14 protein-coding genes and 5 pseudogenes are annotated in these 13,869 nt (G+C 68.2%); 10 read left to right on the top strand and 9 right to left on the bottom strand.

Features of this window, described 5'->3' with window-relative positions:
• Positions 1-237: 237 nt before the first annotated feature.
• Positions 238-1,116 carry a YhjD/YihY/BrkB family envelope integrity protein gene (locus ACZ7M7_RS44715; protein WP_472127579.1) on the bottom strand — a complete coding sequence of 293 codons (879 nt, stop codon included), beginning with the start codon at positions 1,114-1,116 and terminating at the stop codon, positions 238-240.
• A gap of 323 nt (positions 1,117-1,439) precedes the next feature.
• Here ACZ7M7_RS44715 and ACZ7M7_RS44710 point away from each other — a divergent pair, with 323 nt between their 5' ends.
• On the top strand, positions 1,440-1,568 hold the full coding sequence (locus tag ACZ7M7_RS44710; RefSeq protein ID WP_472127577.1) for a hypothetical protein: 129 nt from the start codon (positions 1,440-1,442) through the stop codon (positions 1,566-1,568).
• Between the two features lie 235 nt (positions 1,569-1,803).
• Here ACZ7M7_RS44710 and ACZ7M7_RS44705 read toward each other — a convergent pair.
• Positions 1,804-2,043, bottom strand: a pseudogene (locus tag ACZ7M7_RS44705) (Ldh family oxidoreductase); the annotation flags it as partial.
• Positions 2,044-2,080: 37 nt separating this feature from the next.
• Between ACZ7M7_RS44705 and ACZ7M7_RS44700 the strand changes: the two are divergent.
• Together ACZ7M7_RS44700 and ACZ7M7_RS44695 are read left to right on the top strand one after the other, a co-directional pair.
• Positions 2,081-2,509 (top strand): hypothetical protein, encoded by a 429-nt coding sequence (locus tag ACZ7M7_RS44700; protein WP_472127575.1) that lies wholly within the window; start codon positions 2,081-2,083, stop codon positions 2,507-2,509.
• Positions 2,470-2,673: a hypothetical protein gene (locus tag ACZ7M7_RS44695; RefSeq protein ID WP_472127573.1), complete on the top strand. Its 204-nt coding sequence runs from the start codon at positions 2,470-2,472 to the stop codon at positions 2,671-2,673. The genes ACZ7M7_RS44700 and ACZ7M7_RS44695 overlap by 40 nt, the downstream gene beginning before the upstream one ends.
• A 4-nt stretch (positions 2,674-2,677) precedes the next feature.
• Here ACZ7M7_RS44695 and ACZ7M7_RS44690 read toward each other — a convergent pair whose 3' ends face one another.
• On the bottom strand, positions 2,678-2,911 hold the full coding sequence (locus tag ACZ7M7_RS44690) for a hypothetical protein (protein WP_472127571.1): 234 nt from the start codon (positions 2,909-2,911) through the stop codon (positions 2,678-2,680).
• Between the two features lie 385 nt (positions 2,912-3,296).
• Here ACZ7M7_RS44690 and ACZ7M7_RS44685 point away from each other — a divergent pair, with 385 nt between their 5' ends.
• Complete coding sequence (locus ACZ7M7_RS44685) at positions 3,297-3,983, top strand: hemerythrin domain-containing protein (RefSeq protein ID WP_472127569.1); 687 nt, start codon at positions 3,297-3,299, stop codon at positions 3,981-3,983.
• A gap of 376 nt (positions 3,984-4,359) precedes the next feature.
• On the opposite strand, the gene ACZ7M7_RS44680 is transcribed toward ACZ7M7_RS44685, so the two are convergent.
• A complete protein-coding gene (locus ACZ7M7_RS44680) occupies positions 4,360-4,614 on the bottom strand; it encodes a hypothetical protein (protein WP_472127567.1) in 255 nt (84 codons plus the stop codon).
• Between the two features lie 192 nt (positions 4,615-4,806).
• On the opposite strand from ACZ7M7_RS44680, the gene ACZ7M7_RS44675 reads away from it, so the two are divergent.
• Positions 4,807-5,079, top strand: a complete 273-nt coding sequence (locus ACZ7M7_RS44675; protein ID WP_472127565.1) for a hypothetical protein — start codon at positions 4,807-4,809, stop codon at positions 5,077-5,079.
• Positions 5,080-5,638: 559 nt separating this feature from the next.
• Here the strand turns inward: ACZ7M7_RS44675 and ACZ7M7_RS44670 are convergent.
• From ACZ7M7_RS44670 to ACZ7M7_RS44660, 3 genes are all read right to left on the bottom strand, one after another.
• Positions 5,639-5,935 (bottom strand): hypothetical protein, encoded by a 297-nt coding sequence (locus tag ACZ7M7_RS44670; protein ID WP_472127563.1) that lies wholly within the window; start codon positions 5,933-5,935, stop codon positions 5,639-5,641.
• 34 nt (positions 5,936-5,969) lie between these two features.
• A complete protein-coding gene (locus ACZ7M7_RS44665; RefSeq protein WP_472127562.1) occupies positions 5,970-6,170 on the bottom strand; it encodes a hypothetical protein in 201 nt (66 codons plus the stop codon).
• 248 nt (positions 6,171-6,418) lie between these two features.
• Entirely contained in the window at positions 6,419-6,658 is a 240-nt protein-coding gene (locus ACZ7M7_RS44660; RefSeq protein WP_472127560.1) for a hypothetical protein, read from the bottom strand.
• A gap of 103 nt (positions 6,659-6,761) precedes the next feature.
• On the opposite strand from ACZ7M7_RS44660, the pseudogene ACZ7M7_RS44655 reads away from it, so the two are divergent.
• The 4 pseudogenes from ACZ7M7_RS44655 to ACZ7M7_RS44640 form a co-directional block, all read left to right on the top strand.
• Positions 6,762-7,669: pseudogene (locus ACZ7M7_RS44655) on the top strand (helix-turn-helix domain-containing protein); the annotation flags it as partial.
• A 155-nt stretch (positions 7,670-7,824) separates the two neighbouring features.
• Positions 7,825-8,967, top strand: a pseudogene (locus ACZ7M7_RS44650) (transposase); the annotation flags it as partial.
• 587 nt (positions 8,968-9,554) lie between these two features.
• A pseudogene (locus tag ACZ7M7_RS44645) lies at positions 9,555-10,776 on the top strand (IS110 family RNA-guided transposase).
• Between the two features lie 21 nt (positions 10,777-10,797).
• A pseudogene (locus ACZ7M7_RS44640) lies at positions 10,798-11,093 on the top strand (NF041680 family putative transposase); the annotation flags it as partial.
• A 123-nt stretch (positions 11,094-11,216) separates the two neighbouring features.
• Here the strand turns inward: ACZ7M7_RS44640 and ACZ7M7_RS44635 are convergent.
• Together ACZ7M7_RS44635 and ACZ7M7_RS44630 are read right to left on the bottom strand one after the other, a co-directional pair.
• Positions 11,217-11,474, bottom strand: coding sequence for a hypothetical protein (locus tag ACZ7M7_RS44635; protein ID WP_472127558.1), 258 nt, complete (start codon positions 11,472-11,474; stop codon positions 11,217-11,219).
• A gap of 282 nt (positions 11,475-11,756) precedes the next feature.
• Positions 11,757-12,005, bottom strand: coding sequence for an SCO4226 family nickel-binding protein (locus ACZ7M7_RS44630; RefSeq protein WP_328430286.1), 249 nt, complete (start codon positions 12,003-12,005; stop codon positions 11,757-11,759).
• Positions 12,006-13,144: 1,139 nt separating this feature from the next.
• On the opposite strand from ACZ7M7_RS44630, the gene ACZ7M7_RS44625 reads away from it, so the two are divergent.
• Positions 13,145-13,420, top strand: coding sequence for a hypothetical protein (locus ACZ7M7_RS44625; protein ID WP_472127556.1), 276 nt, complete (start codon positions 13,145-13,147; stop codon positions 13,418-13,420).
• Positions 13,421-13,869: the final 449 nt, after the last annotated feature.

The following is a 13,869-nucleotide window of genomic DNA, read 5'->3' as shown; positions in this document are numbered from 1 at the left end:
ACGACGAGACCGACCTGCCCACCGAACTCACCGCATAGCCTCAAAAACGAGATCGCCGAGTGGCCGTCGATACACCACTCCAGCGGACGTGACCGGCACCATGCGGAACCAGAGGTTCGTCTTACTTTCGGGTGGCAGCAACCGCGTGGCGAACGGCACGACTCCTTTGCCGTGGGCGCCCCGCGAGAGGTCCGGTGGATGACGGCAGTAGTGACCAGCATTCCGCGGGGCTTGCGTTCATGACAGCGGCGGCCGTGTGGCCGCTTGCACGGTGAGCCGGCGCCGCTCCAGATGCTCGTGGAAGAGCCGGCCGACCAGAGCCCCTCCATACACCACGAAACCCACTCCGACCAGCCAGGACTGCAGAACCAGAACGGTCCCGAACGGGCCGTACGTCACCGTGTTCGATGCGATCAGCGGCGAGAAGATGTGCTCGGAGAAGACCCGCAGCCCGAGGAGCCCCAGGGCCGTCGCCGCAGCCCCGGGCGCGAGCGCCCGCCAACGAATGCGGCCGCAGAGCAGCAGCCGTTGCGACCACCAGAAGAAGACGAACGCACCGACCACATCGACCCCGGCGACCAGCACCGTCTTCAGGGCGGACGACTCCTCGGGGGTGGGCGCGGCGAAGAACAGCAGCAGGGAGCCGGTCACTACGGCCAGCCAAACGACATGGCGCCACATCGTGTGCCAGCGCGCCGTCGGCAGGTCCCACACTCGCTCGTACCCGGTCTGTACGGCCGAGCCGAAGGTCACACCGAACGCGGCCAGCGCGGCGAGGCCGAGCGCCGTGGTGCGCTGCAGCGCCTGCCCCGGCCGACCGAACATCCGCTCGACCTCCTCCTGTGACACCGCCGACACACCTAGGCCCTGGACCAGCCACTTGGCGAAGCCCTGACCTCTCGCGAGGTCGGCCGCAGCGACGACGACCAACAACGGCAGCAGCGTGAGGAAGCTCAGCGCCGCGAAGCCCATGGCACGGTGCATCAGCTCCATCTCGCGCCCCCGGTTCCAGGCGAGCCCGATCCACGAGGTGAGCACCCGCCGATGGAGCCGAACGAACCAGTGGCCGTGATGCGCGGCGTGGCCGTCAGCCGACGCACCGAATCTAAGGGGCATGTGCCGTCGACTACCCGTCCGCCGGGCGGGACCCGACGTGCTTGCCCCCGAACGGGTGTCTCCCGGCCTCGTCGATGGAGGAAAATTCCGAGGTGCCCGCCATCGACCCCAGCGGTGCCACCGCTGGTGCCCGACCCAGCTAATGGAGGGGCACACCGCGCTGGCGCGTGACGCGGTACGGGTCGTGGGGGCCGCGCTCCAGCCGTTGCCGCTCTGGGTTCTGGCCCTGCGGACCGGCGGGCCGCCCTGGTCACCGCCCCACCGGCGGGGTGCGACGCGGTCGACGAGATTGTTTCCCCGCCAGCTGGCGGTTTGAGGCCGAGTTGCCAGAGGGTCTCGGCCCCGACCGCGACTGGGTGGTGGATGCCCTGAACCTGCTGGAAGAGGTCCTTCGCAGCGAGTGGCGCGGCAGCGCACCTGACGCGCGGGCTCCGCGCGACGTCGGCGCCTAGGACCGCTTTCCCGGCCACGGGGACGGCGCCCGCCAGGCCGTCGCACCTGTCCTGTCGGCGGCCCGGCGGCTGCCGCCCTGTGCCGGTGTCAGCCGGTGGTGCACAGCCGCTCGATGTCGTCTAGGACCTTGGCGGAAGGGAGAGGTCCTGCGGCACTGCTCCATACAACCCCGTCGACCACGTCGAGGACTCCCCCCGTCGTGGCTTCGGCAGCGGTGACACCGCCGCGGACATCTCATTCCGGCATGCTGATTTCGGGCGGCGTGATGCCCACTTTGTCGGCGTTTCCCACCAGTTCACGCCACACCTTCGGCGTCGCCGGGAGCCCCTCGGCCGCCCGGCCCTCGGCCAGTGCGGCGCTGCGCTCACCGGGGTAGAACACGCCGGCGGCGCCGTCCACGACCTGCAGGTCCTTCAGGGTGCTCAGCGTCGCGTCGGCGGCCGCGGTGAAGGCGTCGGGATCGCCGAAGGCCGCGGGGTCGAGGAGTCCACCTCGGGCACGCGGTGCCGTTGTGCCTGCAGAACCAGGACGAGATCACCACCCGCAACAGCCTGTCCACCGGCAAGGCGAACGCGACGGAGGGGCACGGCTGACCTCCACGCTGCCGTACTTCCTCGGTGCGGTCGGCGAAGACCAGGCGCAAAAGCAGCACGAACTGACGGCCAAGCGGCGCGAATTGCGGCGCCGTCAGCAGGACCTGAAGGTGGCCGAGACCGCCGACGGCGAAATAGACGCCCAGCTGCACCTGCTGCTGGCTCAAGCCCGGACGGCAGGTCTCATATCCCCCGGCGAAGATTTCGACAGCCGCGAGGCGCTGCTCGACGCCCTGCGCGAAGCGATGCCGCTGATCTCGAACTGGCCCCTCTTGGCGTGGTGGTGGAGGAGCTCGCGGTTGAGGTCATGGCACAGCTGCCGGACGACCAGGCCCGGCGCGAAGTGATGGCGCTCGTGGAGGTCGCGCGCATGGAACCGCGGGCCTGGCCCGATGTCCGTGACCCGGGCTCCGTGGAAGAGATCCGGGAGGCGTTCGGACGGCGCTGCTGGATCCAGTACCTGCCGCACGCCGGTGCGATCGAGGTCCGTGACATCGGCTGGGCGGGCTGATGCGTCAGCGGCGGCGGAGTTCCTCGAACCAGCCCCGGAGCTGGTCTTCGAGAGTGAGGTTGTCGCCACGAGCCACGGTCTGCAGCAGCTGGGCGCACACGGTCGCTTCGGCGGCGAGGCCGGCCGGGCTGCCCAGGATGGGGAAGACGTCGCGGACACGGGCGGCGACGTTCTCCTGGAGCAGCGAGTAGGCGTAGAGAGCACACGGCCCCAGACGTGCGCAACGACCCCACAGCATGTCGTGATCCGAGGCCCCTTCGGTCCTCTCTGCACGGGGAGCGGAGGGCCGACGACCCCGCGGGCGCCAGGTCCTCCAAGGTCCCACCATGCGCAGGGCACGTACAGAACGGGGCCGTGCGCCGTACCGCTGCCGTGGAAACTTCTGAGTTCGCGAGGGTCCTGACCCTGGTGGTACCCACGCGACGTTCGGGCCACCGGGGCGGTTCTCGCAGGCTACCGCTGCGGCAACGCTCTCCAAGTCGCACGAAGATGGGGATCCGCGGCAGCCCATATGTGTCGTGGATCACAGGGAGGAAGAGATCCTTTCGTCCGCGCTCGCCGTCTTGCACGGGTGAGATGGTCCGGAAGGCGCCGGGCGGTCCGGTCAAGGAACCGAGGTCCCAGTGACACAGGCAGCGATGAACCAACCCATGGCCGATGTGCGTGACATGTATATGGCGCACCGGATGTTCCGCCGGGAGTTCCGTCTTCTGCCCCAGCTCGTGCGCGAGGTCAGGCCCAGTGACACCGAGCGGGCCGCAATCGTCGCTGACCACGCCGACAAGATATGCGCGATCCTTGACGCCCATCACGAGGGTGAGGACGAGGTGATCTGGCCGCTTCTGCTCACGCGCGGCGGCAAGAGGAGCGCCGCCATCGTGCCCGTCATGGAGAAACAGCACCACGGCATCCACGAAGCACTGACGACGGTGGTTTCGCTCCTCCCGGCCTGGCGTGCCACTGCGCAGGAAGGCGAGGAACTCGCCGCCGGCACCGATGTACTGGTCTCCAGATTGATCGAGCACATGGCCATGGAAGAGACGGAACTCCTGCCCCTGGCCGAGCAGTTTGTGACGGCCCAGGAATGGGCGCTGTTCGGCGAGCACGCCTTCTCGACCATCCCGAAGAAGACCCTCGCCCTCGGCTTCGGCATGGTCATGTACGAGGGTGATGCCGACGTGATCAAGGAAGTTCTCTCCAACGCCCCGTTCGTGCCGCGGCTCGTGATGCCGCGGCTCGGCCCCCGCCTCTACGCCTCCCACGCCAGGCGGGTCTACGGCACAGCCACCCCGCCACGGCTCGGAAAGTGACGCGCCCGGCGCGAGCGGTCGGACCAGGTCGACCTCGAGGCATGCGGCCCCGCGCATCTGCATGTCCATCAGTCTGTTCGTCCGAGGTGTTCGGGCCGGGCCGGTGACCTCCCGGGCGACGGCCGGCTTGCCGTCGTCCACCCTGGGCAGGTTCGTGAGGAGAAGGACAGCATCGACGACGTCGACGACCTCCCGGACGACGACACCCACCCCGCCCCGCCCCCAGCCCGGCACGAAAGAACGCCTCACCTACCACTCAGCGTTCGCCACCAATCACACCCCCACCATCAGCACCCCCGCTGCGGATGCGCTGGCCAGCGCCCTGATGAGCCCCGGCCACCACCCCAGCAGACAACCACACGCCCCTCTCTGATCGTCAACGGTCCCGCCGCCGGCAAAACCACCGCCCTCCGAGGCCGGCGATCCAGGAGCTGATGGCGGTGCCGAGGTTGAACGCCGAGACGGTCAGGGCCGAGGCCAGGGTGGGTGCCTGGCCGGCATAGCGGACGGCCAGGGCCATCAGGACCGGGTTGGCGCCGAGGCCGAAGAAGCCCAGAAGGGTGACCAGGACGATGATCGCGGAGGCGGAGCCGGCCGACAGGACGATCGCCAGGAGCAGGAGCAGGAGCATGGCGCCCGCGGCGGCGACGATGGTGCCCGTTGTGCGGGCGGCGGTCGCCCAGCCGGCCCCCGACGAGCGAGCCCACGAGAGCGCCGAGGCCGAATCCGACGAGGACCCAGCGGCACCAGTCCGGCGGCGAGGCCGGCCCGGTCGATCAGCAGGGGTGCGACGTAGGAGTACGCGGCCAGGACGCCGCCGGTAGTGGTCGCGCAGGCGGCCAGCACCAGCCGCAGGCGGGCGGAGCGCAGCGCGGTCATCTCGGAGCGGATCGTTCCCGCCTGCTGGGCCGGACCGCCCAGCGGGACGGTGCGGGCGATCAGCGGGACGGCCGCGGCGGAGAGCGGCGAGGGCACAGAACGGTCCGCGCCAGGCCATGAGCTGTCCGGCGAACGGGCCCAGTGGCTCGGCATCGACGGTCATCAGCTTCCGCATCGCGAGCGCCAGTTCGGCAGCTCATTCGGAGGGCAGATGTAGTCGCCGGTCGGAGAGCGGCAACTTTCACCCTACGTCGCCTGCTCGAACCAATCCAGGTCGGCCGCCCGCATCATCGCGCTCGCCAGCAGCACGGCAGTCTCCCGGCGCCCAAGGTTCTGCCGCCCGGGCTGGTTAGATGAGGAGGCGGCGGCAGTCCTGGTGGAACCGTACGACACGGGATCCGGGCTGCCCGCTGTCCGACTGCGCTGCCTGGGCGTGCGCCAGGAGCTCAGCACACAGCTCCCGGCGAGGTGCTGTAGTGCGCTGACCTGCCGTTGTCGGGCCGGTAGTCGGGTGCGTTCGCGCACTCGGTTTTGCCGACGGGCGGCTGGGGGGAAGGCACGGGCTGTGACGTGGACCGGGCCGGAACCGATGCCCGCCGCCCCTGGGTACGACCCTGCGCTGCTCCCGGGGTGGGCGGGTGAGCCGAAGTAAGACAGGTGGCGGGCCCTGGTTGCGGCAGTCGTTGGGCAGAGACTGGTCTCGGAGCCAGTCGACGAGTCGGACGTAGGGGCGCCCGTTGCGCAGGTTCCCGGCCACGGGCGCCGCCTCCCACAGCTCAGGGCGCCGAGCTCTCCAGGTCTTCCAAACTGTCGTCGAGGCTGGCCTCGACGTCTCCGAGTGAGTCCTCCAGTTCCTTACCGACGACTTCCCCGGCGATCTCTTCGAGTTTCTTGTCGCTGATGCCGTCGCAAGCGTCCGGCCGACTGCCTTCCTTGCCGCTGTCCATGGCGTCTTCCATCTGCTTGGCGAGTGCCGCCTTACAGGCTGCCGGGTCGGCCTTGGTGTCGCTGCTGCAGCCGGTGAGGGCGGCAAGGGCGAGCAGGGCAGCGCACGCTGCTGTACGGGTCTTCATGGTCCCCCCAGTGGTTTCTGATGCTGAGGGGGCATCATGCGTTGCGGGGCGCCACGGCGGAGGCGGTGTCGCCGAGTTGTGACATGACGAAGCCCCAGCCGGTGAGCAGTCGGCCGGGGCCTTCGTCGTGAGCCTGCGGATGCCCAGTGCTCGCGCAGCACGGCGCCACGACGAGGTGCAGGTCATGGAGCGGCGCATCGCGCTCGTGGGTTCGGGTGCGCCGCTGGATCCGCATCGTCGCGCCACCCTCATCTGGCGACTCATTCAAGACCTAGCCAAGGACGAGGCAGCAAACCCCAGTTTTTCCGAGTGGTTTATGTGGCTGCAGAGCTGGTGTTTCTCAGTTTTTCTGGGTGATGTTCGTGGCGCCTGGGGTGCTCAGAGTGTGCGCTAAGCGGGGCAGTGGTCGTTTTTCCGGCTGGCGCATCGCGAGCGGCTACAGCAACAAGAGGAGGTTGTAGACCTCTTCGCCGTTGGTGCGGGCTACGGGGGCCATGCGCCGGGGGTGCCGTTGGTGGGCAGTTCCAGGAGTTCGCCCGCGTTCTGGCCCGTGAGATTTCCACACGGGCGTCCACCTATCGCGCCGATGGCCAGTCGGGCCTCGGCGCCCATCAGCAGACGGCGCTGCCGCTCGTCGGCGGGCGCAAGCGGGTAGTCGAGGTAGATCCGAGACTGCGGCCCGCGCTGTTGGCGCTGGTACGCCCTTTGCACGGTCGAGGGCATCGCCAGGCGGTTGGCTGACGGTGCGGCGCGCACGGCCAGCTTCCGCGGCCGCCTGGACGGCGACATGCAGTTCATCTGGTGCAGCCGAACCGATGATGGACACCGGATGTTGAGCTACGCGGTAGGAGTTGCAGCGAATGGCCACCGCCTCGCCGCCGTAAGCACGGGCGTTGACCGGGGCGTGCCACAACGTCTCGAACTCGCGGCCCTGGCCGCCGAGACGGGCCTGGACATTACGGTCTGCCATTTGCCGCCGGGCACCCGCCGGGCACCTCGAAGTGGAACAAGATCGAGCACCGGCTGTTCTCCCACATCTCCATGAACTGGCGGGGTCGCCCGCTGACCAGCCACGACGTCATCGTGAACAGCATCGCGGCGACCACAACCCGCACCGGGCTGAGAGTCCACGCCGAACTCGACCCGGGCACCTACGACGACGGCATCAAGGTCACAGACAGCGACATCGACGCCCTACCCATGCACCGGCACCGCTTCCACGGTGACTGGAACTACACCCTCCACCCCCAACTTCCCGACACCACAGCCATAGCCGATTCGGCCATGAACCCGTGATCAGCCGGCTCATCTCCGCAGCCCGGCACTGGGCGTCTGAGGAACCCGGAGCTGACCGGGATGCCCGAACCGGCACTGGACGAACTCGTCGGCCAACTCACCCCGAAGCTCGACGAGTTACGTGAGCAAGGACGGCTCCAGCAACGAGGAGGTGAGCGCATCCGTGCTCGCGGCGCAGGGGCCAAGGACAAGCTGACCACCGCCGACAGAGTCCTGGCCACCGTGCTCTACCTGCGCAAACTCGGCACCCGAGACCTACTCGCCCAGCTCTTCGGAGTCAACGGCAGCACCCTCACCAGGGTCGTTCACCAAGTCCAGCCCCTCCTGGCCGAGCACGGCTACACCGTCCCACCCTCGACAGCCAGGTTCCGCACACCCGCCGACGTCACCGCCTTCCTCGCGAACAGCACCTCCACGGAGATCAAATCAGCATGTTGATTCTCTGCGAGCCCTTAGCTTGGCGTTTATCGCCTGTAGTCGAACGTGGTCTCGAACTTGCTGATGCTTTCGGCTGAGTGCCTGACGTGAGAGCGGCCTTCGTCTGATCCTGTGCTCCGTCACAGAGGCGCTTGACCAGTACGAAGGCCGTAGCGATGAGTCTGCTGCAGCGGGATGTCCCGCGGGATGCGTTTGCCGAACTGTCATGCTTCCGGGCGGAGTTATATGCCTGCCTGCCCCAGCGCCCGGATGCCTTGTTCGAGCTGAGCGATGCCTTGCTGTGTGCGGATGGCCCGGTGAGGACGCTGGTCGAGTTGTCCCTGGCGCCTGAGCACCGGCGTGGGCATGGTGCGTTGTACGGCGGGTTGAACCGCGGGCGTATGGATCTGTCTCGGCTGCGCAGGGCCCTGGCAGGGCTGCCCCTTCCGCGGACGGTAGAAGGGCGGCTGGTCCTGGCGGTCGATGTGAGCAACTGGCTGCGGCCGGATGCGAATACCAGACCGGACCGGCTGTTCTGTCACACGTATGGTCGGGGCAGGGGCTCGGCACAGATGATCCCCGGATGGCCCTACTCCTTCATTGCCGCTCTGGAGCCGGGGCGGAAGTCGTGGACTGCCATGCTGGACGTGGTCCGGCTGCGTCCGTGGGACGACGCGATCGCCGTCACCGCCGCCCAGATCCGGGAAGTGTTCCAGCGGCTGTATGGGGCACGCCAGGGGCAAATCGGTGACCCGCCCGTCCTGGTCGTCGTCGATACCGGCTACGACGTGACCCGCCTTGCCTTCCTGCTCGCGGACCTGCCTGTTGAGCTGCTGGGCCGGATGCGTTCGGACCGCGTCCTGTACTTCCCGCCCCCGCCGCAGCCGGCGGGCAAACGCGGGCGCAAGCCCAAGCTCGGGGCGGAGTTCGCGTTCGAGGATGCGGCGACTCAGCCGGTCCCGTCCGTGGTTACGGTGAGCGAGACGACCCACTACGGGAAGGCCGTCGCCACTGCCTGGGACCGCCTGCACCCGCTACTGGTCCGGCGCTCGGCCTGGGCCGACCATCCCGAAGGAGAGCTGCCGGGCATCGAGGGCACCGTCATCCGTCTCCAGGTCGACCACCTCCGTGGAGACCGCAACCCCACGCCGATCTGGCTGTGGTGGTCAGCCACCGCCGCGACTGCCGGGGATGTGGACCGGCTCTGGCAGGCATTCCTGCACCGATTCGATCTTGAGCACACCTTCAGGATGTTCAAGCAGACGCTGGGGTGGACCGCTCCCAAGCTCCGCGAGCCTGCCGCCGCCGATCGCTGGACCTAATTCCTTTCCACCGGCCCCGGCGGCTCAGGTCGAGTCACCGGGGTGTTCGAGTAGTGAGGGTCGTCACGCCTACTTCGAGCTGGGCCTGTGAAGCCTCTGGTTAGAGCGTGCGGACGGCCCTCCGGCTCGTGGTGGTGGTCGTGTAGGCGTCGAGCGGACGTCTTCACGCGACTTGGTCGACGAGAGGCCTACCCAGACAACGGCGACGCTCGACGCCTTCACGGCCGCCACGACCGAAGCGGTGGGTGGTGATGCTCCATGGGCGTCGAGCGGACGTCTTCGTTGGACCTGGCCGCGATGCCTTGAGCCAGAGCGACGACGCTCGGCGCTCGTGAAGCGTCAACACCCACAGCTTGATCACTCGTTGGAGTTGGTGGCCCGAGCCCTCCACACGGTGACCTCTTGATGCACCCGAGCCGTCTGAGCTCCCGCGTAGACCGAGGCCCGTGAGGTGAGCTGGTGCCAAGAACACGGCTAATGAGGTGTCGGACCAGCCCGGCGGCTGAGTCCTGGAATTAGGTCGCTGCGTGGCCCGCATGCGCTCGTGACCAGCGCAAATATCCGCACCATGGGGAGGGAACATCTTGATCTACTGCGGTATCGACTGGGCGGAACGGCACCACGACGTCGCCCTGGTCGACGACACCGGCGCGTTACTCGCCAAGCGCCGCATCACCGACGACGCGACCGGCTACCGGCTCCTGCTCGACCTCCTCGCGGAGTACGGCGACACGGAGGACGCCCCGATCCCGGTCGCTATCGAGACCTCCCGGGGCCTGCTGGTCGCCGTGCTGCGGACCGGTAAACGGCAGGTCTTCGCCATCAACCCGATGGCCGCCGCCCGCTACCGCGACCGGCACAGCGTCTCCCGCAAGAAGTCCGACCCGGGCGACGCCCTGGTCCTCGCCAACATCCTGCGCACCGACATGCACGCCCCTGCCGCAGGACACCGACCTGGCCCGCGCCATCGCCGTCCTGGCCAGGGCCCAGCAGGACGCCACCTGGAACCGGCAGCAGACCTCCAACCAGCTCCGGTCGCTGCTTCGCGAGTACTACCCCTCAGCCCTGGACGCCTTCGCACCCTGGCAGAACGGTCTGTGTCGGCCCGAGGCCCGCCAGCTGCTCAAGCTCGCGCCCACACCGGCCAGGGCCGCGCGGCTGAGCCGCACCCAGATCCAGGCCGCGCTCAAGCACGCCGGCCGCAAACGGGGCATCGAAACCGAGGCCGACCGCATCCGTGACGTCCTCCGCGCCGACTGGGCCCACCAGCCGGCACTCGTCGAAGACGCACTCGGCAAGCAGATGCTCGCCCTCCTCATCCAGTTGGAAGCCGCCTGCACCGCGGCCGACGACCTCGCCGGGGCGGTGGAGGAGGCGTTCCCTCAGCACCCGGACGCTGAGATCCTCCTCAGCTTCCCCGGCCTCGGCGTCCAGCTCGGCGCCCGGGTGCTGGCCGAGATCGGGGACGACCAAAATCGGTTCGCCGACGCCCGCGGACTGAAGGCATATGCAGGCTCCTCACCCATCACTCGGGCCTCCGGCAAGAAGTCGAGCATCACCCGGCGCCGGGTGAAGAACGACCGTCTCAACCACGCCGGCTACCTGTGGGCCTTCGCGGCACCGAACGGGTCACCCGGCGCCAAGTCCCACTACCGCCGTCGACGCGACGAGCACGGAGACTGGCACGCGGCCGCCCTTCGGCACCTCTTCAACCGGATGATCGGACAGCTCTACCGCTGCCTGCGGGAGCACGAGTTGTTCGAAGAGCAGACGGCGTTCCCCGCCCCGCTGGCCGCTGCAGCTTGACTCTTAGCTTCATGAGGTGTCTGGCTCGTCATTGCCGCACACACCCAACTCCGGCTAGCGCGGTCCCTCGCAGAAGATCTCCGCAAACCCTGGGAACGGCCCGCACGCCAAAGGCGCCTCACACCCGCACGCGTCCTCGAGGATTTCGCCGCCTCCACGGGACAACCCCTCAGCCGGCCAGCGCACCGAAACCCAGCACCGCAGGCCCAGGCCGACCAATCGGCGCTAAGAACAGGCACCGTGCACGCGAGCACCCCGTCGGGAAACAGGACAAACCAAGCCTCACAGCAACCATCACAGGCACCAGACCTGCATAAACGCCAAGCTTAGAGCAACCCTAGAGCCTGTCCTGGGCAGATGCCGCCCGCGCCGACAGCCAGGCCAGCTACCTGGTAACTCGACGCAGGCGGCAAGCCTGGCGCAACCCGTACCGGGGTCGGCTACAGGCCGCTAGTGATGTTGTCGACGCTCACCTCGACACGGGTGACCGCGTTGCGAGCCACGTCAACGACGTCAGCGGCGGCAGTTTCGACGGTGCCTCCCGCGGGCGCGGCAGTGGCGGGTACGGGGAGTGCACCGAGGATCGCGGCGGTTCTCAGGATGACGGCAGCGGTACGACGCATGGCGATGCGCCTTTCCGCGAAGAAAAAGTGGTCACCCGACTCCGCAAACGGAGCGAGCAATTCCTCCAACCGCACAGACCGATGATCAGACACGTCACTCACCCGAACGAGGGGTCAACCGAAGGTGAAGAGACGAGGCTCCACAACCCAGCGTTGGGCAGGGCGCCCTACGCGTAGACAGGATCTACGACAAAGCGCGCCGTAGCGCCGAAACGTTGGCTGATGGGAATGACGCTTCCTTGATCCATCGGATCGGCCACGGCTGGACTGCGCTGTCCGCCAGCTGGTGGACCAGACTCCCAGGCATGGCGGGCCCCCGACCGCGCCGTCTGCGGCCGGAGGGCCGTTGTGGGTTTTTCAGATCGACAGGGGGACCGGATGGACCTCGTCGGCCTTGTGGCCAGCGCGCTCGTGGATGCGCTGGACCGCTTCCGCCGAGGGTGCCTCGGAGAGGCAGTAGACGAGGCCCGACTCGGGATCGGCCCACGCCCGTTCGAAGTGCACGCGCTCGTCCTCCTCTATGGCGAGGTCCGCGTTGTGGGCCTCCCTGAGCTGGTCGGCGGTGACGCCCTTCATGTTGTGGTGCACGTCCATGAACTGAGGCACGCCTCAGCACCTCCTTCCGCTGGCCGGGGTGCGTTCACCTGCTCTCCCTCTATGCTGCGCTCGTCGGGGACGAACGGCACAGTGAGCGGGGCAGAGCCAGGCGCAGAGGCCGGGCAAGGCAAAGGCCCCGACGCGCACCCGCCCTGCTAGCGCCAGGCAAGGTTCCGCTCAATCCCGAGTACGCCTGCCCGACGTCCTGAAGTCGTGGGACGTCCTGGTGCCCGCTCCCGAGCGGCGATCCGATCGACGACCGCCTGCTCAGGGGGACCTCGATGTGCGGAAAGTGGCTCACCATGAACGTGCTCATGATCGGTGAGAGGCGGCTGATCACTGAGCGTCACCCACAGCAACAGGATTGGGTGCTCTAACAGTGGGGCTTCGAGCCGATCCCGAGCGAGATGCTGCATTGTGCACCGTTCAGTGGCTAGTTCCACTGCGCGACGCTCGACGTCCGGTGCCGCGGCACCCTCGAGGCATACGTCGACTGACCGGCATCCCAGGGAACGCGGGACCGTCAGTCCGGTCTGGGGAAGCGGCCCAAAAGCTCAGCCCGTGGCGCCTCCGGCCGGTGGCGCCACCCCGCAGGCCTGCACCGTGCCCGCCCCGACCTCTCCCCCACCGACGTTCCCCCTGACGTCGCCGCCACGCTGACGGGCCGGACGACCATCCCGGCGGGACGTGATGGCGCGCGGATGGATCCGCGTACCTGGCCCGTTGTCCGTGACCCGAGCTCCATGGAGGGGATTCGGGACGCGTTCGGACGGCGCTGCTGGATCCATTACCTGCCGCTACGCCGGTGCGATCGAGGTCTGTGACATCGGCTGCGGGCTGAGTCGTCGGAGGCGGCGGAGCTCCTCGGACCAGTCCGGAGCCGGTCTTCGAGTGTGACCTGACCGCGCTTCCGTGATGGCTACGACCGATGCAACGTCAGCCTTACCGTGTCGAGCCAGTCTCTCTCGGAGACGCGGTCGGGAAACCGATAGAGGGCATGCCGAGTTCGTGCTTGGCCGCTGGGGCTACGGAGTGTCCGGTGCGGATCAAGCCCGTAGCCCGGTCGGCTCCCGCTGCCGTGCGAAGGGGTGTGCGGACTGCTCGACTGGAGGACTTTCCCCATCCTCCGACCTCATGGGAGCAGTGCCGTGGCCATCATCGCCATCATCGAATTGCCGGGCGTCACCGAGGAGCAGTACCAGGTCAATCACGCGAGCATCCACGCGGCGCCGTGGTGGCCGGCGGAGGGCTTCATCTCCCACGCGGGTGCCCCGGCGGACGGCGGCTGGCTCGTGGTCGACCTCTGGGAGTCGAAGGAGGCTCTCGCGGCGTTCATGGAGAAGGCGGCGACGATCTTCGAGGCAAACGGTATGCCGAGGGTCGAGCCGAAGCTCTACGACGCGGTGAACGTGGACATCGGCTAAGAACCTACGTCTGGATCTCTGCGGCTACGGCCCTGTGCGGTGTTCGGCCCGATTGCCGACGTCAATGTGCCGCTGCGCGTGTCACGGTGCGTACGTTGCCAGAGAGAGCTGGAGGCGCTGATGACCGAGCACCCACACATCGCCGTGTTTCACCGTGTCATGGCTGCCTTCTCGGAGCCGCGATACCAGCGGATCGCCTGCCGCCGATGCCCCCGGGCGTGCGGCTTCAATCTCATGGATCCCGGATCCCGGTAGGCCTGGGCCCAGATGAGCCGGCGACGGGGCGGCACACTCATCGGTACTGTGGCGCCGTTACCCGCCTGCTCCACCATGCGTATGGGATCCCCCGCAGGGCGCCGAGTGCGGTGTGGCAGCGGTGGTGGTTGTAGGTGCGCAGGAAGTCTGCCAGGGCGTCGGCGCGTTCGGTGTTGCTGGTGTAGGGCCGCAGG

It is taken from the genome of Streptomyces sp. NPDC111606 (genome assembly GCF_055656945.1).
This window is presented reverse-complemented; position numbering and strand designations above follow the sequence as displayed.